Below are 18,270 nucleotides of genomic sequence, written 5' to 3'. Positions count from 1 at the left end.
CTCCGTCACTCCTCCGCACAGTCCTTCGCCCCCTTCGGCACCTCGGTCCCCAGCACCCGCGCCACCTGGGCCGTCGAGACCCCGGACGCGGTCAGCTCGGTCCAGTGCTGCTTCACGGAAGCCGTCACCTCACCGCGCGGGCGTTCCAGCAACTCCCGCAGGACATCGGTCTGTCCGGCCGTCATGGACAGCCCGCTGGTCGGGGCGAGGACGTACGCCGACCCGGTGACACTGTCGTCGAGGCGGACGTTCGCGAGGTCGGTCATCGGGTGGGAGGCTCCGCCCAGGGCCAGCCACATCGTCGTGACCACCCGCCCGTCGCACAGCTCGCCGCCCTTCGACTCGTCACCGGCGACCAGCACGGAGGCGACGGCGACCGCGAACTCAGGGACCCGGTTGCCGCCCCAGCGCGTGCCGACGGTCACCTGGCCCGGCGCGGTGAGCGGATCGATCGCCCCGTCGCCGCTCAGTCCGTAACGGGCCTCGACCCGCTGCCGTACGAGAAGGGGCTGCCGGGCGGCCGTACCGCCGGCCAGCGACCGGACGCGGTCCACGGTCTCCGCCCAGGTGCCCGCGCGGCCGGTCCACTCGGGGAAGGCGCAGTACGTCGACCCTCCCCCGGTCTCGGCTTCGCTCGACCGGGGGGACCCCCATCGCTTCACGCACGTCTGGTCCCGCTGCGGGGATACCGTGGCCTGTTCGCGGGCGGCGGTCAACTGCGCCGACACGCCCCCGGACTGGCCCACCGCGCCGGCCAGCGTCAGCGCGAGCGCGCCCGCCGCACCGGCCTTGAGATACACCGTGCGCCCGCCGCTCGCCAGGACCGCGCCGAGGGCCAGGAGCAGGACCAGCCCGGTCAGATACAGGGCGTGCCAGGCCGCGGGACGGCCCACGAGGTCTGAAGGGAGGACCGTGTTGCTGCTGGTCTCGCCCACGATCGGGGACAGCCAGCGCGACCACTCCGCGCCGCTGGTGCCCGCGGAGATGAACACGCTGAAGACGAAGAGTCCGACCACGCCGACCGGCGCCGCGAACGTGGAGGGGACCAGCCGGGCGAGCAGCACTCCGAACGCGCCGCACAGCAGCACGTACAGGGGGCCGACGGCCAGTTCGGCGAGTGAGCCGTGGCCCACTGCGCCCGGCCGCAGGGCCTGCCGGGTGAACTCGCCGAGCACGACCAGCGCGGTGACGGCGGCGAAGGGCACCACCGACAGCACATGGGCGACCGTCCGCCGCCACGGTTCCATGACCAGCACGTCGAACTGCCGGTCGGTGCCGCGCCTGCGGGAGCGCAGCGTGCAACGGTTGACGCACACGAACAGGGCGATCCCGAGCAGCAGGGGCCCGGTCTGGGTGTCGCGGTCGGCGTCCTGGAGGGCCGGGAAGGCGTCCATGCCCTCCTTCTCGTGGAACAGCGTCCAGGCGGTGTAGCCGATGTACAGCAGGAGCGTCGCCACCACCGGGATGTACCGCAGCAGGTCGCGTGCCTCGAAGCGGGCGAGGGCGAACACGGCCGCCCAGGAGCGCCGCGGGTTGTTTTCAGCTACGGCGGAGGGCTCGGCCGCCGTCCGGGTCGCGAGGCTCATGCGGTCGCCACCTGCGCGCCCGCGTCGTCCAGGGTGAGCAGGTAGCCGTCCTCCAGGGTGGGTTCGACGAGGTCGGCACCGGCGGGCGGGTCGCCCACGTTGCGGAAGGAGCCGGTGCCGGTGCGCCAGCCGGCCTTCGCGTCCGGGGCGCGTTCCGTGCTGCTCCACACCCGGCCGGCGGCGCGGGCGGTCAGGTCGGCGGGGGTGCCCTCGAAGAGGATGCGGCCGCGGGCCATGACCAGGACGCGGTGGCAGAGCATCGCCACGTCCTCGGTCTGGTGGGTGGACAGGAGCACGGTCCGGCCCTCTCCGGCCTGGGCGATCAACTCCCGGAACCGCATGCGCTGTTCGGGGTCGAGGCCGACGGTCGGCTCGTCGAGGACGAGGAAGCCGGGGTCGCCGACCAGGGCGGCGGCCAGCGCGACCCGCTGCCGCATCCCGCCGGACAGCTTCTTGATGCGCTTTGCGCGTACGTCCCCGAGGTCGACCTCCTCCAGCACGCGTCGCACCTCGCGGTGGCGTGCGGTGCGGTCGGTGAGTTCCTTGAGGATCGCGACGTAGTCGACGAACTCGAAGGCGCTGAAGTCCGGGTGGAACCCGGGGGTCTGCGGCAGATAGCCGAGCGAGCGGCGGACCTCCTGACGCCCGCGCGAGGTGCCGGGGTCGTGGCCGAGGACGGTGAAGGAGCCCCGGTCCGCGGGCACGGCGGTGGCGAGCACCCTCAACAGGGTGGTCTTTCCGGCCCCGTTGGGCCCGAGCAGCCCGGTCACGCCCGGCGTCAGCCGCAGTGACACGTCGTCGAGTGCGCGGGTGCCGCCGTAGCGGAGGTGGAGCCCGGAGGCGGAGACGGCGGCGGTCATTCGGCGCTCCCGTTGAAGAGGTCGAAGCGGTCACGGAGGAGGAAGAGCAGCCCGGCGGCGAGCGCGGCGACGGTCCCGGCCACGCCCTGCCCGGCCGCGGTGAAGGGCGCGAGCGGGTCGGCGGCCGTCTGCTGCGCGGCCTGCGCGGCGAGGAGTACGGCGACCCAGGCGCCGCCCACCAGGGACGGTGCGAGTACCGGGCCGAGCCTCGGGGTGAGCGCGAGGCCGGTCGCGGTGAGGGCGAGCGCGGGCAGCAGCCAGGCCAGGGCACGCAGGCCGTAGCCGGGCAGGGCGAGGGTGGCGAGCCCGTTGAGGCCGAGGCCCGCGACCAGCACGGCGAGCGTGCGGATCATCAGCAGCCGGAAGCCGTGGGTGGGCGCGACGACCGTCATCTCGTAGGTCGGGTCGAGCGCCGGGCCGTAGGACAGGGCCACGCCGACCAGCGGCAGCAGCGGGGCGAGGGCGAGGAACAGGGTCGGCGACTCGGTCGTGCGGACCGCGCCGACGGTCGTCAGCAGCAGGAACACCACGGCCGCCAGCCAGGAGCGCCTGAGCACCGGCGTGGCCGCGAGCAGCCGCGCGGTGTGGTCGGCGATCCCGGCCCGGGTCAGCAGCGACTCGAGCCATCCCGGCCGGGGCGCGTCCAGCTCGGCGTCCAGCCGCTCCCACCCGGCGTCCAGCGCCACCGGGTCGGTGACCTCGGCCAGCAGCCCCCGGCACTCGGCACAGGCCGCCAGGTGGGTGTCGGCGGACCAGAGCAGGGGGGCGGCCAACTCGCCCTGGGCATAAGCCCGCAGATCACCTTCGGCCACATGCCAACTCATGCCGCCACCTCCTCCACTCGCACCGACACGGGGCCCCGTGCCGCGGCCTCGGTCATCGTCTGCCGTCGCGGACCCTGCCCAGCGGCCCCGGTCATCGTCCGCGCCTCTGGGACCCACGCCCGGGCCTCAGGCATCGTCTGCCGTCGCGGACCCTGCCCAGCGGCCCCGGTCATCGTCCGCGCCTCTGGGACCCACGCCCGGGCCTCAGGCATCGTCTGCCGTCGCGGACCCTGCCCAGCGGCGCCCGACATCTTCTGCGGTCCCAGCGCCTGCACTCCGGCCCCAGACACCGTCCGCGGTCCTGGAACCTGACCTCCGGGCCCAGAAACCGTCTGCCGTCCCGGGCCCTGTCCCGGAATCTGCGCTCCGGGCCCAGACACCGTCCGCCATCCCCGACCCTGCACTCCGGGCCCAGACACCGTCCGCCATCCCCGACCCCGCACCCCGGCCTCAGACACCGTCTGTCCCGGACCCAGCACAGCGGCCCCAGACACCATCCGCGGCCCCGAACCCCGCACCCCGGCCCCAGACACCGGCTGCCTTCCCGGGCTCTGCCCAACTGCCCCAGACACCATCCACCGTCCCGGACCCAGCACAGCGGCCCCAGACACCTTCCCCCGCCCCAGGCCCCGCGCAGCGCCCCGTCGTCGTTCGTCCGTGTTCACGTCAGTGCCTCCCTCAGCTGCTTGCGGGCCCGCATCGCGCGGGTCTTGACCGTGCCGGGCGGGATGCCCAGCAGGACGGCGGCCTCGCGGGTGGTCAGGCCGTCGATGACCGTGGCCTGCAGGACCGCCCGCAGCTCCGGTGACAGCCGGACGAGGGCACCCGCGAGGTCCCCGTGCTCCACCCCCGCGAGCACGCGCTCCTCCGCGGACGCCTCGTCCCGGTGCCGCAGGCGGGACAGGGCCTGCCTGAGCCGCCCCCGCGCCCCGTCGCCGCGCAACGCGTCGATCAGCCGGCGCGAGCCGATCCGCCACAGCCACCCGGCCACGTCCCCCTCCTCGCGGTAGCGCGCGGTCCCCCGCCACACCGCCAGGAACGTCTCCTGCACGACGTCGTCGACCAGCTCCGCGTCCGCGCACCGCCCCCGCAGCCGCGCGAGCAGCCAGGGCGCGTACCGCCGGTACAGCTCCTCGAAGGCACGCCGGTCCCCGTCCGCCGCGATGGCCCGCAGCAGATCCCCGTCGCTTTTCGTTTCCCTCACGCCCCTTCATCGGACGACCCCCGCCGACCGGTTCACACCACCACGCTTGACTTTCACGACCACCTTCCACCACTCTTTAACTACTCAATTAGTGAAAGGGTGGTTGTCCGCGTGGTCGAGTACCGCATCGACCGGCGCTCCGGCGTCTCCACCTACGTACAGATCGTCCAGCAGACCAAGCAGGCCCTACGACTGGGCCTCCTCGAACCCGGCGACAAGCTCCCCACCGCCCGCGAGGTCGTGGAGGCCACCGCCATCAATCCGAACACCGTGCTCAAGGCATACCGAGAACTCGAGCGCGAAGGCCTGGTCGAGGCCCGCCGAGGCCTCGGCACCTTCGTCCGCAGGACGCTCGGCGCCCACACCGCCGACACACCCCTGCGCACCGAGCTCGACGACTGGGCGAGGCGCGCCCGGTCCGCGGGCCTCGGCCGCGAGGACGTCGACGCGTTCTTCACCGCCGTACTCGATGAGCACTTCCCGAAGGGGGACCAGTGAGTTCCACCAGCACCACCCCGGCCGTCGCCCTCGAGGCGTCCGGCCTGGGCAAGCGCTACGGCAGGCGGGCCGCCGCCCTCGACGGCTGCTCCTTCCGGCTGCCCACGGGCCGCATCAGCGCGCTGGTCGGCCCCAACGGCGCCGGAAAGTCCACCCTCCTCGCGATAGCCGCCGGCCTGCTGCACCCCACCGCCGGCACGCTCACCGTCCTCGGCGGGGCCCCCGGAGAGGCCCGCGACCGGGTCGCCTACCTCGCCCAGAACAAGCCGCTCTACCCCCAGCTGACCGTCGCCGAGACCCTGCGCATGGGCGCCGAGCTCAACCCGGCCCGCTGGGACGCCGCCTGCGCCGCCCGGATCGTCGAACAGGGCGGCCTGGACCCGAAGTCCCGGATCCGCGGGCTCTCCGGCGGCCAGCGCACCCGGGTCGCGCTCGCCCTCGCACTCGGCAAGCGGCCCGACCTGATGCTCCTCGACGAGCCGATGGCCGACCTCGACCCGCTCGCCCGGCACGAGCTGATGGGCACCCTGATGGCGGACGCCGCCGAACGCGGCACCACCGTGCTGATGTCCTCGCACATCGTCGCCGAGCTCGCCGACGCCTGCGACCACCTGCTGCTCCTGGGCGGCGGCCGGGTCCGGCTCGGCGGCGGCATCGACGACCTGCTCGCCGCCCACACCCTGGTCACCGGCCGCGGCACACCCGCCGACCTGACCCCGCACACCGTGATCGAGTCCCGTACCGCGGGCCGCGGTCTGACCGCCCTGATCCGCCGCGACGGCCCGGTCGGCGAGGGCTGGGCGACCGAGGAGCCCTCGCTGGAGGAACTGTTGCTCGCCCACCTCCGCGCCCCCGAGGCCCCGGCCCTGCTCACCCCGGGCACCACGGCACCCGAGGCGGTGTCCGCATGAGCACCGCCGTACTCCAAGCGCCGCCCGCTGCGGCGCGCACACCGCACGGCCTGGTCCGCACCGTCCTGCGCCTGCACCGCGGCGCCCTGTGGATATGGCTCGCCTTCGTGACCGCCACCGCGGGCTTCCTGCTCTGGCTCCTCGGCCCCGGCGCCGAGGCCGCACAGCAAAAGCTCGCCGTCTACGGGTACGCCGGGCTGATCATGTCCGACGGCCCCGCGACCGAGTACAACGACCTCTTCTACTACCCCGGCACCCTGCTCACCGTGGCCTCCTTCGCCGTCGCCCTGTTCGCCGGCGGCCCGCTCATCGCCCGCGAACTGGAGAGCGGCACCGCACAGCTCGCCTGGACCCAGTCGGTCTCCCCGGCACGCTGGCTCGCCACCGCGCTCGCCGTCCCCGCGGCCTTCATCCTCCTCGGCACCACCCTGCTGACCGTGCTGTACCACCAGCTGTGGTCCACCCACAGCGACCTGCTCGTCGCCGGTATCGGCCCCCGCTCCCTCTACTTCTCCCTCGGCCCGGCCACCGTCGCCGCACCACTGCTCGGCCTCGCCCTCGGCGCCCTGATCGGCCTCACCGCCCGCCGCACCCTGCCCGCCCTCGCCTTCAGCGGGTTCGCGTACTTCCTGGTCTACGCCTTCCGCGGCAACCACTGGCCCTTCCAGGGCCGCTACCAGCAGCCCGAGCTCAGCTCGCGCAGCCGGGCGTTCACCTCCGCCGGCACCGAGATCCGCGACCCGGGCTGCTACGACGACAAGGCCTGCCTCGCGAAGCACGACGTCGTCCGCTTCGCCCGCGAGTACCTGCCGTCCTCCGACTACTGGCCCCGCCAGCTCCTGGAGACCGGCGTCCTGCTCGCCCTCACCGCCGTGGCCGTCGCCCTCGCGTTCGGCCTCCTGCGCAGGCGGGCGGCGATCGGATGAGCGCGCCGGCCGTCCTGCCGAAGGGACTCACCCGGACCGTGCTGCGGCTGCACCGCACGGCACTGATCGTGTGGGCCGCCTTCGTCCTGGGCTCCGTGGGCTACCTGGTGTGGCTGACCGAGGTCACCGCCGACTCGGCGTACGCGACCCTGGACGCCTGCCCCAGAGGCGGAGGCTGCGGGCTCGGGGCCGCGTACACCTACAGCACGGCGATGGGCTGGGTCAGTACGTTCATGTACTACAGCTTCTGGATCGTCGCCGCGTGGGCGGGCGGCGCCCTCGTCGGCCGCGAGCTGGAGAGCGGCACGGCGCGGCTGGCCTGGTCGCAGGGCGTCTCCCCGGCGCGCTGGCTCACCGCCAAGCTCGCCCTGCCCGCGCTCGCGCTCCTCCTCGCCGGCGCCGTGTTCGTCCCCGTCTACCGCTGGGCCTGGTCGGCGCACCGGGACCTGATGGGCGACGACTGGTCCTTCGCGGACGTGTTCGCCGCACGCGGCCCGGCCGTGGTGGCGTACGGCCTGTGCGCACTGGCGGTCGGCACGCTGGCCGCGCTGCTGCTACGACGCTCCCTGCCCGCCCTCGCGGTCGCGGTCACCGTGATGATCGTGCTCAACCGGTACGTCGAGCGGTACCGCGAGGACTTCTGGCCGACGGCGGGCAACGGCGAGGCGTCCGCCGACCTGTGGCAGACCCGGAGCGGCGGCTACCACCCCCCGTCCCACTTCTGGCCCCTGCACCTCGTCGAGACCGGCATCGTCCTCACCGTCACCGCGCTCGCGACCACCGCCGCCTTCTGGGTACTGCGCCGCCGTACCGCCTGAGAACTCCCCTGAACCGCACGTCCCCCGGCAGCGGGAAGGACGTGCGGTTCGGGTGTGCGGACGCTCGGGAGCCGTCCTCCGATATCCCGAACGCCATGTCGCCGTAACCATTGGTTCAGACGGGCTTGCGACCCTCACCGAATGAAGCCCGCCGTGCCAGAGCCTTCGCCGCCGCCCGAGGGATCCGCGGGGAACGGGGACGCCCCGGTCGCCGTCGTGCTCCCGCTCGCCGCCTCCGACGCGCCCGTTTCGCGTCCGGCGCGGAAGAATGGGGCCATGAGCCAGTCGAACACCCAGGCAGAGGTCCAGCACGTGCAGCCCTCCGTGGGCTCCATAGCCGCGCACCGCCCGCACACCGTGTCGGCCACCGTCTCCGATCTGGAGCCAGACCTCGACGCCGATCTCGACGCGTACGAGGAGATCCCGGTCGACGGGGCCGCCCAGCTCCCGCAGGGTCGCTTCCTCGACCGGGAGCGCAGCTGGCTCGCGTTCAACGAACGTGTCCTGGAACTCGCCGAGGACCCGAACACCCCCATGCTGGAGCGCGCGAACTTCCTCGCGATCTTCGCCAGCAACCTGGACGAGTTCTTCATGGTCCGGGTGGCCGGACTGAAGCGCCGTATCGCCACCGGCGTCGCCACCCGCTCCGCCTCCGGCCTCCAGCCTCGCGAGGTCCTGGAGATGATCTGGGCCCGCTCCCGCGAGCTGATGGCCCGGCACGCCGCCTGCTACCACGAGGACGTCGCCCCCGCCCTGGCCGAAGAGGGCATCCACCTGGTCCGCTGGAGCGAACTCCAGGAGAAGGAGCAGGCCCGCCTCTTCACCCTGTTCCGGCACCAGATCTTCCCGGTCCTGACCCCCCTCGCGGTCGACCCGGCGCACCCCTTCCCGTACATCTCCGGCCTGTCGCTGAACCTGGCCGTGATCGTGCGCAACCCGGTCAACGGCAAGCGCCACTTCGCCCGGGTCAAGGTCCCGCCGCTGCTGTCCCGCTTCCTGGAGTCCTCCCCCGGCCGCTACGTCCCCATCGAGGACGTCATCGCGGCCCACCTGGAGGAGCTGTTCCCGGGCATGGAGGTGCTGGAGCACCACACCTTCCGGGTCACCCGCAACGAGGACCTGGAGGTCGAGGAGGACGACGCCGAGAACCTCCTCAAGGCCCTGGAGAAGGAGCTCATGCGGCGCCGCTTCGGTCCGCCGGTGCGCCTGGAGGTCGAGGAGTCCATCGACCGCGAGGTCCTCGACCTGCTGGTGCGCGAACTGAAGATCTCCGAGGCGGAGGTCTACCCGCTCCCCGGCCCCCTCGACCTCACCGGCCTCTTCCGCATCGCGGGCCTCGACCGCCCCGAGCTGAAGTACCGCAAGTTCGTCGCCGGCGTCCACCGCGACCTGGCGGAGGTCGAGTCGGCGTCCGCGCCCGACATCTTCGCTTCCCTGCGCGCCCGCGACGTCCTGCTGCACCACCCGTACGACTCGTTCTCGACGTCGGTGCAGGCGTTCCTCCAGCAGGCGGCCGAGGACGACGACGTCCTCGCCATCAAGCAGACCCTGTACCGGACCTCGGGCGACTCCCCGATCGTCGACGCCCTCATCGACGCCGCCGAGGCCGGCAAGCAGGTCCTCGTCCTGGTCGAGATCAAGGCCCGCTTCGACGAGCACGCCAACATCAAGTGGGCGCGCAAGCTGGAGGAGGCGGGCTGCCATGTCGTCTACGGCCTGGTCGGCCTGAAGACCCACTGCAAGCTGTCCCTGGTGGTCCGTCAGGAGGGCGACACGCTACGGCGGTACAGCCACGTCGGCACCGGCAACTACCACCCGAAGACCGCGCGCCTCTACGAGGACCTGGGCCTGCTCACCGCGGACCCGCAGGTGGGCGCGGACCTCTCCGACCTCTTCAACCGGCTGTCCGGCTACTCCCGCCGCGAGACCTACCGCCGCCTCCTCGTGGCGCCCAAGTCCCTTCGCGACGGCCTCATTTCCCGCGTGAACAAGGAAGTCCAGCACCACCGCGCAGGGCGCCCCGCCTTCATCCGCATCAAGGTCAACTCCATGGTGGACGAGGCGCTCATCGACTCGCTCTACCGGGCGTCCCAGGCGGGTGTGCCGGTCGACGTCTGGGTGCGCGGTATCTGCGCGATCCGCCCCGGCGTCGCCGGCATGTCCGAGAACATCCGGGTCCGCTCGATCCTCGGCCGGTTCCTCGAACACTCCCGGGTCTTCGGCTTCGGCAACGGCGGCGAGCCCGAGATGTGGATCGGCAGCGCCGACATGATGCACCGCAACCTCGACCGCCGGATAGAGGCCCTGGTCCGGGTCACCGACCCGGCCCACCGGGCGGCCCTCAACCGGCTGCTGGAGACCGGCATGTCCGACACCACCGCGTCCTGGCATCTCGGCCCGGACGGCGAGTGGACCCGGCACGCCACGGATGCGGACGGCCAGCCCCTGCGCAACGTCCAGGAGATGCTCATAGACGCCCGGAGGCGCCGGCGTGGCACAGCAACACCTTGAACCGACGGATCCCCTGGCCGGGCACGCCGGGGCGATCACCGGGGACGCCCTCGCGGGCTACCTGCGGTCCCAGGCCACGGAGTTCCTCCGCGCCCTGCGCCAGCACCGGGAGTCCGGCGGTGCCTCGGCGGCGGGCGCGGAGGACCCCGTGGACGCGGCCCGGGCCCTGCGCCGCTCGGTCCGCCGCATCAGCGCCAGCCTCCACACCTTCCGCCCGCTCCTGGACCCCGACTGGTCGGAGTCCCTCCGCCCCGAACTGGCCTGGCTGTCAGGGACCTTGGGCATGGAGCACGCGTACGAGTCCCGTCTGGAACGCCTGTTGCTGGCCCTGCACAGGCTGTCGGGGGCGGTGTTCCCGACGCAGCCGGCGAGTGCGGCGGTGGGCACCGCCGGCTCCGCCGGCCACCCGGCGTCCGCCCCGGACCGCGGCAACCTGACAGTGGGCGCCGCGAAAGCAGGCGCCCTCCTCGACCGCCAGCTCACCCTCGCCCGCACCCGAGCCCACAGCACCGCCCTCCAGGCCCTCGGCTCCTCCCGCTTCCACGCGGTCGCCGACAACATCGCCGTACTGGCGAGCGAAGTCCCCCTGACGAAAACGGCCGTCACCACCGAACTCCACCCCATGGCCACCGCGGCCCAGGAACGCCTCGAGGACGCGGTGACCGCCCTCCCCCTGGTCACCGCGGGCCATCCCTACAACGCCGAGGCCCTCATCCACGGGCTCTCCCCGGACCCCTCCCCCCACCCCCAGGACGCCCCCTGGCACCAGGTCCGCCTCCTCCTTCGCCTGCACAGATACGCGAGGGAGATCCTCTGCGGCGCCAACCCCCCGGTGGAGCTACGGCTCCTGACGGCAGGTCAGGCCCTGGACCGCCACCGGGACGCCTCGGAGGCCGCGGCCGCGGCCGCCGCAGCGGCCCGCACCCCCCGCATCGCCCCGGCCACCGCCTACGCCCTCGGCGTTCTGCACGCCGACCAGCGCCACGAGGTGGAGGCGGCCCGGTTCGCGTTCCAGCAGTGCTGGCAGAAGCAGGCCGTCAGCACCTGAAGGAGGCAGAGACTCCAGTGACCGACTTCCCGCAAACCCCCGTCCAGGCGGCCGGCTGCGTGCTGTGGCGCCGCTCCCCGATCGACGGCGAGCTGGAGCTCTGCCTGGTCCACAGGCCGAAGTACGACGACTGGTCGCACCCCAAGGGCAAGCTGAAGCGCGGCGAGGACGCCCTCACCGGCGCGCTGCGCGAGGTGGAGGAGGAGACGGGGTACCGAGCCGCACCCGGCGCCCCTCTCTCCACCACGAAGTACTACGCCAACGGCCGTCCCAAGCAGGTCCGTTACTGGGCGGCCGAGGCCACCACCGGCGCCTTCACACCGAACGACGAGGTCGACCGCATCCTCTGGCTCTCCCCGACGGCCGCGAAGAACCGGCTGACCCAGCCCCGGGACAGGACACTCGTCGACGAGCTCCTGGTGCTGGTACTCGAACACAGGTAGGGCCTGAGGCGGGGGCGGCTCTCAGACCGGTGCGTGCCCCTCCGCGTCCGCCCGCGCCTGGCTGCGGGCTCTGCGCGCCGGTCCGCGCCAGCCACAGGTGCACCGGGCCAGGCAGAAACGGCCTTGTTCGACCATCTGCGTGTGGTGGGCCGGTCGGTCGGAGGGAGGTGGGGGGATCCTGTCCTGCTGCGCCACGCCGACAACGTTACCCACCGCGGGTAAAGCCCTGGTATGCGCGTGACGACCTCCTCCTGCCCGTCGTTAGGCGAAACGACAGGGGGTCCTTGACGGACGTATCGGCTGGGGGTAGGCGGCGATGACGGAGCGGCAGCAGAGGCAGGCCGGCGGGTCGGTCGTCGTCGCGGCGGTGCTCATGGCCTGCGCCACCGGTTGCTCGGGCAGCGGCGCCACGCTCGACGACGCGCGCGCGGCCGACCCGGTCGGGACCCTGCGCCGGGCCGCCGACACCCTTGAGGACGCGGGCAGTTCGAAGGCGAGCACATCGATGGAGATGGCCACCGGCGGCACCCGGGTCACCATCCGCGGCGAGGGCGTGTACGACTACCGCGAGCGGCTCGGCCGGCTGAAGGTGATGCTGCCGCAGGATCCGGCGGGCACCAGCGAGCACCGGCCGATCACGGAACTCCTCGCCCCCGGTGCCCTGTTCATGAAGAACCGGGGCGCCGGTGTGCCCGCCGACAAATGGGTGCGCGTCGACACCGCGACCCTCTCCGACGGCAACCTCGTCACCGGCGGGGCCACCGATCCGCTCGCCGCCGCCGAGGTGCTGCGCGGGACCAGGACGGCGACGTACGTCGGCACGACCGAGCTCGCGGGGACCGAGGTGCGGCACTACCGGGGTACGGCGGACCTCGCCGCCGCGGCGAAGGACGCCTCAGGCGCCAACAAGGGTGTCCTGGCGGCGGCGGCGAAAGGGTTCGCCACGGCCGCGGTGCCCTTCGACGTCTACCTCGACGACCAGGGCCGCATCCGCAAGATCCGCCACCGCTTCAGCTTCGTCAACGGACAGCGGCAGGGCACCGTCGCGGTCGCCTCGACGACCCTGCTGTACGACTTCGGGATCGCCACGGACGTACGTCTGCCGGCCGCCCGGGACATCTACGCCGGAGAGATCGCCGAGGGGTGAGCGGTCGTGACGGGCGTCAAGAACTAGCCCGTCCGTGCCATGCGCGGTGTGTATGCCGCTCCCTACTCTAGGAAGTCGGTAACGGCAGAGAAGAGGTGATGCGCGTGGCTCCGGTCGGCGGTACGGCGGTGCAGGACCACGTGGCCCTCGCCGAGATCGAACTGTGCGGAGAGCTGATCATCGCGGCGTCGGCCGCGGACGACCGGCTCAGCCTGGAGAGCATCGACGAGGTGCTGAAAGTGGCCGAAGAACGCGCGAGCGCCCCCGGCAAGTGAACCGGGGGCGCCCGTCCCGCCGTGGGGGAGGCCTGATCAGGTCCGCAGCAGACGGCCGATGGCCTTCGTCGCCTCCTCGACCTTCGCGTCGATCTCGGCGCCGCCCTTGACGGCAGCGTCCGCGACGCAGTGCCGCAGGTGTTCCTCCAGCAGCTGCAGGGCGAAGGACTGCAGGGCCTTGGTGGAGGCCGACACCTGCGTGAGTATGTCGATGCAGTAGACGTCCTCGTCGACCATCCGCTGCAGGCCCCGGATCTGGCCCTCGATCCGGCGCAGGCGTTTGAGGTGTTCGTCCTTCTGCTTGTGGTAGCCGTGTGTGACGTTTTCGGCCACTGGCTCGGAGGGCGCCGTGGCGCCGGTGTCGGTGGTCGTCATCGCGTCCTCCACAACAAGGGGCATTCCTATACCCCTCCTGGGTATATCGTACCGAAGTTTCCCGGGTATAGGGCCTGCGGACGGCCCCCGTGCCAACCACTGTGCCTGATGGGCGACACTGGGGGACGGCCCATTAGCCGTGGCCGGATGATGCACCTAGCATCACCCTGACCGAAACCGATGCACCCCGAGGACCCCTTGTGCGCTTTCGTCTGACCCCCAGGGAGACGAGCTTCTACGACATGTTCGCCGCCTCCGCGGACAACATCGTCACGGGCTCGAAGCTCCTGATGGAACTGCTCGGCGCGGACACCGCCGGCCGGGCCGAGATCGCAGAGCGTATGCGGGCCGCGGAACACGCCGGTGACGACGCCACCCACGCGATCTTCCACCAGTTGAACTCCTCGTTCATCACGCCGTTCGACCGCGAGGACATCTACAACCTGGCGTCCTCCCTCGACGACATCATGGACTTCATGGAGGAGGCCGTCGACCTGGTCGTCCTCTACAACGTCGAGGAACTCCCCAAGGGCGTCGAGCAGCAGATCGAGGTGCTCGCACGGGCCGCCGAGCTCACGGCCGAGGCCATGCCGCACCTGCGGACCATGGAGAACCTCACCGAGTACTGGATCGAGGTCAACCGGCTGGAGAACCAGGCGGACCAGATCCACCGCAAGCTGCTCGCCATGCTCTTCAACGGCAAGTACGAGGCCATCGAGGTCCTCAAGCTCAAGCAGATCGTGGACGTCCTCGAAGAGGCCGCGGACGCGTTCGAGCATGTGGCGAACACGGTGGAGACCATCGCCGTCAAGGAGTCCTGACCTCTTCCATGGACACCTTCGCTCTGGTCGTGACCATCCTGGTCGCGCTCTTCTTCACGTACACCAACGGCTTCCACGACTCGGCGAACGCCATCGCGACCTCGGTGTCGACCCGGGCACTGACCCCCCGGGCCGCACTCGCCATGGCAGCGGTCATGAACCTGGCAGGAGCCTTTCTCGGCTCCGGGGTCGCCAAGACCGTCAGCGAGGGCCTGATCGAGACGCCGCAGGGCTCCAAGGGGATGGGAATCCTCTTCGCGGCACTGGTCGGCGCGATCGTGTGGAACCTCGTCACCTGGTACTTCGGGCTGCCCTCCTCGTCCTCGCACGCGCTGTTCGGGGGCATGGTGGGGGCCGCGCTGGCGGGCGGCACCGAAGTGATCTGGAACGGCGTGCTCGACAAGGTCGTCATCCCGATGTTCGTCTCGCCGGTCGTCGGTCTGATCGCCGGTTATCTGGTGATGACCGCGATCATGTGGATCTTCCGGCGGGCCAATCCGCACAAGGCGAAGCGGGGCTTCCGGATAGCGCAGACCGTGTCCGCGGCCGGCATGGCCCTCGGTCACGGCCTCCAGGACGCCCAGAAGACCATGGGTGTCGTGGTGATGGCCCTGGTGATCTCCGGACACGAGACGTACGGCGACCCGATCCCGGTCTGGGTGAAGATCGCCTGCGCGGTGATGCTGTCGCTGGGCACGTACGCGGGCGGCTGGCGCATCATGCGCACCCTGGGCCGGAAGATCATCGAGCTCGATCCGCCGCAGGGTTTCGCCGCGGAGACGACCGGTGCGGCGATCATGTTCACCACCGCCTACCTGTTCAAGGCGCCGGTCTCGACGACCCACGTCATCACCTCGGCGATCATGGGCGTCGGCGCCACCAAGCGCGTCAACGCGGTCCGCTGGGGCGTCGCCAAGAACATCATCCTCGGCTGGTTCATCACCATGCCGGCGGCGGCGATCGTGGCCGCCTGCGCCTTCTGGATCGTGAACCTGGTGTTCCTGTAGGAACCAGGGACCGTGCACGCAAACGGGCCCGCCCCCGGATTCCCGGGGGCGGGCCTCTGTGTCCTCGCGGTGGCACCGCCATGCAGCACCGCGAGGGGTCGGGGTCGGCTCAGCCGAAGCGGCCGGAGATGTAGTCCTCCGTGGCCTGGACCGACGGGTTGGAGAAGATCCGCTCCGTCTCGTCGATCTCGATCAGCTTGCCGGGCTGGCCGACGGCGGCCAGGTTGAAGAAGGCCGTCCGGTCGGAGACACGCGCCGCCTGCTGCATGTTGTGCGTCACGATGACGATCGTGAAGCGCTCCTTCAGCTCACCGATCAGGTCCTCGATGGCGAGGGTCGAGATCGGGTCCAGCGCCGAGCAGGGCTCGTCCATGAGAAGGACCTTGGGCTCCACCGCGATCGCGCGGGCGATGCACAGGCGCTGCTGCTGACCACCGGAGAGACCCGAACCCGGCTTGTTCAGACGGTCCTTGACCTCGTTCCAGAGGTTCGCGCCCTTGAGGGACTTCTCGACGACCTCCGACAGCTCGCTCTTCTTGTACGAGCCGTTCAGGCGCAGGCCCGCCGCCACGTTGTCGAAGATCGACATCGTGGGGAACGGGTTCGGGCGCTGGAAGACCATTCCCACCTCACGGCGGACGGACACGGGGTCGATGCCCTGGCCGTACAGGTCCTCGTCGTCGAGGAGCACCTTGCCCTCGACCCGGCCGCCCGAGGTGACCTCGTGCATCCGGTTGAGCGTGCGCAGGAAGGTCGACTTGCCGCAGCCGGAGGGGCCGATGAAGGCCGTCACCGAGCGCGGCTCGACCGTCATCGAGATGTCCTCGATCGCCTTGTGGGAGCCGTAGTAGGCGGTGAGCCCGCTTACGTCGATTCGCTTGGCCATGACTACTTCACTTCCAGATCAGTCGCTGTGGGGTCGCGTCAGCGACCGGTCTTCGGGGCCTTCCAGCGGGCGATGCCGCGAGCCACCAGGTTGAGGATCATCACGAAGGCGATCAGCGTCAGGGACGCCGCCCACGCTCGGTCGTACGCCGCACCGGCTCCCGCGCTGTTCGCGTACTGCTGATAGATGTACAGCGGCAACGACTGCTGCGCACCCTCGAAGGGGTTGGAGTTGATGAGCGAGTTGCCCCAGACCAGCAGCAGCACCGGCGCGGTCTCACCCGCGATACGGGCGATCGCCAGCATGATGCCGGTGGTGATGCCGCCGATGGAGGTCGGGATGACCACCTTCAGGATGGTGCGCCACTTCGGGATGCCGAGCGCCAGGGACGCCTCGCGCAGCTCGTTCGGGACGAGCTTGAGCATCTCCTCCGTGGAGCGGACCACGACCGGCATCATCAGGATGGCCAGGGCGAGCGAGCCGGCGAACCCGAAGGGCTGCATGTCGAACATCAGCATGATCGAGAGGATGAACAGACCCGCGACGATCGACGGGATGCCCGTCATGACATCGACGAAGAACGTGACGGCCTTGGCAAGCTTCCCGCGCCCGTACTCGACCAGATAGATCGCGGTGAGCACACCGATCGGCGCCGCGATCACGGTGGCGAGACCGACCTGCTCCAGGCTGCCGAGGATGGCGTGGTAGATACCGCCGCCCGGCTCGGAGTCGGCGACCAGACCCATCGAGTGGGTCAGGAAGTAGAAGTCGAGGACCTTGACCCCGCGCGAGACCGTCGACCACACCAGGGAGACCAGCGGGATGACGGCGAGCAGGAAGGCGACCCAGACCAGCGCGGTCGCGACCCGGTCCTTGGCCTGGCGGCGGCCCTCCACGCGGGCGGAGATGACGTACGTGCCGAGGACGAACAGGACCCCGGCCATCAGCGCCCACTGGATGCTGCTGTCCAGCCCCGCGGCCGCGCTGATGCCGAGGCCCAGGGCGACGGAGCCGACGGCGATGGCGTACGGGGACCACTTGGGGAGGCTGGCGCCGCGCAGGGTGCTGGGGCGCTTCTCGGTGATTGCGGTGCTCATGCGTTGGCCCCCGAGTACTCCTTGCGGCGGGCGATGATCATGCGCGCCGCGCCGTTGACCAGCAGGGTGATGACGAACAGCACCAGGCCGGAGGCGATCAGCGCGTCCCGGCCGGTCTCGCTGGCCTCACCGAACTTGCTGGCGATGTTCTGGGCGAAGGTGCCGCCGCCCGGGTCGAGCAGGCTGGCCTGGATGTCGAAGGTCGGCGAGAGCACGGTGGCCACGGCCATCGTCTCACCGAGCGCGCGGCCGAGGCCCAGCATCGAGGCGGAGATCACGCCGGAGCGGCCGAAGGGGATCACCGCCATGCGGATGACCTCCCAGCGGGTGGCGCCGAGGGCGAGGGCCGCCTCTTCGATCATCTGCGGGGCCTGGCGGAAGACCTCGCGGCTCACGTTGGTGATGATCGGCAGGATCATGATCGCGAGCAGGATGCCGACCGTGAGCATCGAGCGGGGCGCGCCGCCCTGCCAGGAGAAGATGCCGGTCCAGCCGAGGTAGTCGTCGAGCCAGCCGTAGAGGCCGTTCATGTGCGGGACGAGGATCAGGGCGCCCCAGAGGCCGTAGACGATGGACGGCACGGCGGCGAGCAGGTCGATCACATAGGCGATGGGACCGCTCAGCCTGCGCGGGGCGTAGTGCGTGAGGAACAGCGCGATGGCGACCGCGATCGGGACCGCGATGGCCATGGCGATGATCGAGGAGACGACCGTGCCGAAGACGAGGACGGCGATGCCGAACTTCGGCGGAACGAGCTGGGTGTTCCACTCGAAGGCGGTGAAGAAGTTGGCGTCGTCCTTGCTGATCGCGATCGAGGCGCGGTAGGTGAGGAAGCCGGCGATGGCGGCCATGATCACCAGCAGCAGGATGCCCGACCCGCGGGAGAAACCGAGGAAGATCCGGTCTCCGGGTCGGGTGGCGCCCCGGGCCGCGCGCTTCTGCTCGGCCTCGGTGGGCTGGGGAGTGGGGGGAGGTGCGTCAGTTATCTGTGTGGTGTCCATCGGGTTCTCCGGTCTGCTGAGCCGCACGTGTC

The 18,270-nt window shown here is 71.2% G+C and carries 19 protein-coding genes; 11 read left to right on the top strand and 8 right to left on the bottom strand.

From position 1 onward, the window contains the following. Window positions 1–5: 5 nt before the first annotated feature. The 4 genes from M2157_RS25370 to M2157_RS25355 all read right to left on the bottom strand — a co-directional run bounded on the left by M2157_RS25370 (window position 6) and on the right by M2157_RS25355 (window position 4,474). Window positions 6–1,586 (bottom strand): ABC transporter permease, encoded by a 1,581-nt coding sequence (locus M2157_RS25370; protein ID WP_280866277.1) that lies wholly within the window; start codon window positions 1,584–1,586, stop codon window positions 6–8. Next, window positions 1,583–2,446: an ABC transporter ATP-binding protein gene (locus tag M2157_RS25365; protein WP_280858564.1), complete on the bottom strand. Its 864-nt coding sequence runs from the start codon at window positions 2,444–2,446 to the stop codon at window positions 1,583–1,585. The genes M2157_RS25370 and M2157_RS25365 overlap by 4 nt, the downstream gene beginning before the upstream one ends. After that, on the bottom strand, window positions 2,443–3,270 hold the full coding sequence (locus M2157_RS25360; RefSeq protein ID WP_280866276.1) for a zf-HC2 domain-containing protein: 828 nt from the start codon (window positions 3,268–3,270) through the stop codon (window positions 2,443–2,445). The genes M2157_RS25365 and M2157_RS25360 overlap by 4 nt, the downstream gene beginning before the upstream one ends. A 661-nt stretch (window positions 3,271–3,931) precedes the next feature. Beyond that, window positions 3,932–4,474: an RNA polymerase sigma factor gene (locus M2157_RS25355; protein ID WP_280858566.1), complete on the bottom strand. Its 543-nt coding sequence runs from the start codon at window positions 4,472–4,474 to the stop codon at window positions 3,932–3,934. Between the two features lie 111 nt (window positions 4,475–4,585). Between M2157_RS25355 and M2157_RS25350 the strand changes: the two genes are divergently transcribed. From M2157_RS25350 to M2157_RS25310, 9 genes are all read left to right on the top strand, one after another. After that, complete coding sequence (locus M2157_RS25350; RefSeq protein WP_280858567.1) at window positions 4,586–4,972, top strand: GntR family transcriptional regulator; 387 nt, start codon at window positions 4,586–4,588, stop codon at window positions 4,970–4,972. Continuing rightward, window positions 4,969–5,883, top strand: a complete 915-nt coding sequence (locus M2157_RS25345) for an ABC transporter ATP-binding protein (protein WP_280858568.1) — start codon at window positions 4,969–4,971, stop codon at window positions 5,881–5,883. The genes M2157_RS25350 and M2157_RS25345 overlap by 4 nt, the downstream gene beginning before the upstream one ends. Further along, window positions 5,880–6,809, top strand: a complete 930-nt coding sequence (locus M2157_RS25340; RefSeq protein ID WP_280858569.1) for a hypothetical protein — start codon at window positions 5,880–5,882, stop codon at window positions 6,807–6,809. The genes M2157_RS25345 and M2157_RS25340 overlap by 4 nt, the downstream gene beginning before the upstream one ends. Then, window positions 6,806–7,627: a hypothetical protein gene (locus M2157_RS25335; protein ID WP_280858570.1), complete on the top strand. Its 822-nt coding sequence runs from the start codon at window positions 6,806–6,808 to the stop codon at window positions 7,625–7,627. The genes M2157_RS25340 and M2157_RS25335 overlap by 4 nt, the downstream gene beginning before the upstream one ends. A gap of 276 nt (window positions 7,628–7,903) precedes the next feature. Continuing rightward, window positions 7,904–10,138 carry an RNA degradosome polyphosphate kinase gene (locus M2157_RS25330; RefSeq protein ID WP_062051876.1) on the top strand — a complete coding sequence of 745 codons (2,235 nt, stop codon included), beginning with the start codon at window positions 7,904–7,906 and terminating at the stop codon, window positions 10,136–10,138. Next, window positions 10,119–11,186, top strand: coding sequence for a CHAD domain-containing protein (locus tag M2157_RS25325; protein WP_280858571.1), 1,068 nt, complete (start codon window positions 10,119–10,121; stop codon window positions 11,184–11,186). Before M2157_RS25330 ends, M2157_RS25325 begins: the two co-directional genes overlap by 20 nt. A 17-nt stretch (window positions 11,187–11,203) precedes the next feature. Beyond that, window positions 11,204–11,629 carry an NUDIX hydrolase gene (locus tag M2157_RS25320; RefSeq protein WP_280858572.1) on the top strand — a complete coding sequence of 142 codons (426 nt, stop codon included), beginning with the start codon at window positions 11,204–11,206 and terminating at the stop codon, window positions 11,627–11,629. 316 nt (window positions 11,630–11,945) lie between these two features. After that, window positions 11,946–12,776, top strand: coding sequence for a hypothetical protein (locus tag M2157_RS25315; protein WP_280858573.1), 831 nt, complete (start codon window positions 11,946–11,948; stop codon window positions 12,774–12,776). A 98-nt stretch (window positions 12,777–12,874) separates the two neighbouring features. Next, complete coding sequence (locus tag M2157_RS25310) at window positions 12,875–13,051, top strand: hypothetical protein (RefSeq protein WP_167363066.1); 177 nt, start codon at window positions 12,875–12,877, stop codon at window positions 13,049–13,051. A 36-nt stretch (window positions 13,052–13,087) separates the two neighbouring features. Here M2157_RS25310 and M2157_RS25305 read toward each other — a convergent pair whose 3' ends face one another. Further along, window positions 13,088–13,426 (bottom strand): metal-sensitive transcriptional regulator, encoded by a 339-nt coding sequence (locus M2157_RS25305; RefSeq protein ID WP_057608844.1) that lies wholly within the window; start codon window positions 13,424–13,426, stop codon window positions 13,088–13,090. A gap of 200 nt (window positions 13,427–13,626) precedes the next feature. Between M2157_RS25305 and M2157_RS25300 the strand changes: the two genes are divergently transcribed. Further along, window positions 13,627–14,247 (top strand): DUF47 family protein, encoded by a 621-nt coding sequence (locus tag M2157_RS25300; protein ID WP_057608788.1) that lies wholly within the window; start codon window positions 13,627–13,629, stop codon window positions 14,245–14,247. 8 nt (window positions 14,248–14,255) lie between these two features. Further along, a complete protein-coding gene (locus tag M2157_RS25295; RefSeq protein WP_280858574.1) occupies window positions 14,256–15,254 on the top strand; it encodes an inorganic phosphate transporter in 999 nt (332 codons plus the stop codon). Between the two features lie 109 nt (window positions 15,255–15,363). Here M2157_RS25295 and pstB read toward each other — a convergent pair whose 3' ends face one another. From pstB to pstC, 3 genes are read right to left on the bottom strand one after another with little or no spacing between them, the layout of a single operon-like run. Further along, complete coding sequence (gene pstB / locus M2157_RS25290) at window positions 15,364–16,140, bottom strand: phosphate ABC transporter ATP-binding protein PstB (protein ID WP_059206825.1); 777 nt, start codon at window positions 16,138–16,140, stop codon at window positions 15,364–15,366. 38 nt (window positions 16,141–16,178) lie between these two features. After that, entirely contained in the window at window positions 16,179–17,237 is a 1,059-nt protein-coding gene (gene pstA, locus M2157_RS25285; RefSeq protein WP_280858575.1) for a phosphate ABC transporter permease PstA, read from the bottom strand. Continuing rightward, window positions 17,234–18,238 carry a phosphate ABC transporter permease subunit PstC gene (pstC, locus tag M2157_RS25280; RefSeq protein ID WP_280858576.1) on the bottom strand — a complete coding sequence of 335 codons (1,005 nt, stop codon included), beginning with the start codon at window positions 18,236–18,238 and terminating at the stop codon, window positions 17,234–17,236. Before pstC ends, pstA begins: the two co-directional genes overlap by 4 nt. Between the last annotated feature and the right edge of the window lie 32 nt (window positions 18,239–18,270).

Source organism: Streptomyces sp. SAI-127 (assembly GCF_029894425.1).
GTDB lineage: Bacteria > Actinomycetota > Actinomycetes > Streptomycetales > Streptomycetaceae > Streptomyces.
The sequence above is the reverse complement of the archived record's forward strand: the minus strand, read 5'-3'. Positions and strand labels throughout refer to the sequence as shown.

Coding starts and splice junctions, on each gene's coding strand:
- M2157_RS25370 (WP_280866277.1), bottom strand. CDS start 1,586: ATGAGCCTCGCGACCCGGACGGCGGCCGAGCCCTCCGCCGTAGCTGAA.
- M2157_RS25365 (WP_280858564.1), bottom strand. CDS start 2,446: ATGACCGCCGCCGTCTCCGCCTCCGGGCTCCACCTCCGCTACGGCGGC.
- M2157_RS25360 (WP_280866276.1), bottom strand. CDS start 3,270: ATGAGTTGGCATGTGGCCGAAGGTGATCTGCGGGCTTATGCCCAGGGC.
- M2157_RS25340 (WP_280858569.1), top strand. CDS start 5,880: ATGAGCACCGCCGTACTCCAAGCGCCGCCCGCTGCGGCGCGCACACCG.
- M2157_RS25335 (WP_280858570.1), top strand. CDS start 6,806: ATGAGCGCGCCGGCCGTCCTGCCGAAGGGACTCACCCGGACCGTGCTG.
- M2157_RS25330 (WP_062051876.1), top strand. CDS start 7,904: ATGAGCCAGTCGAACACCCAGGCAGAGGTCCAGCACGTGCAGCCCTCC.
- M2157_RS25315 (WP_280858573.1), top strand. CDS start 11,946: ATGACGGAGCGGCAGCAGAGGCAGGCCGGCGGGTCGGTCGTCGTCGCG.
- M2157_RS25310 (WP_167363066.1), top strand. CDS start 12,875: ATGCGCGTGGCTCCGGTCGGCGGTACGGCGGTGCAGGACCACGTGGCC.
- M2157_RS25305 (WP_057608844.1), bottom strand. CDS start 13,426: ATGACGACCACCGACACCGGCGCCACGGCGCCCTCCGAGCCAGTGGCC.
- M2157_RS25295 (WP_280858574.1), top strand. CDS start 14,256: ATGGACACCTTCGCTCTGGTCGTGACCATCCTGGTCGCGCTCTTCTTC.
- pstB (WP_059206825.1), bottom strand. CDS start 16,140: ATGGCCAAGCGAATCGACGTAAGCGGGCTCACCGCCTACTACGGCTCC.
- pstA (WP_280858575.1), bottom strand. CDS start 17,237: ATGAGCACCGCAATCACCGAGAAGCGCCCCAGCACCCTGCGCGGCGCC.
- pstC (WP_280858576.1), bottom strand. CDS start 18,238: ATGGACACCACACAGATAACTGACGCACCTCCCCCCACTCCCCAGCCC.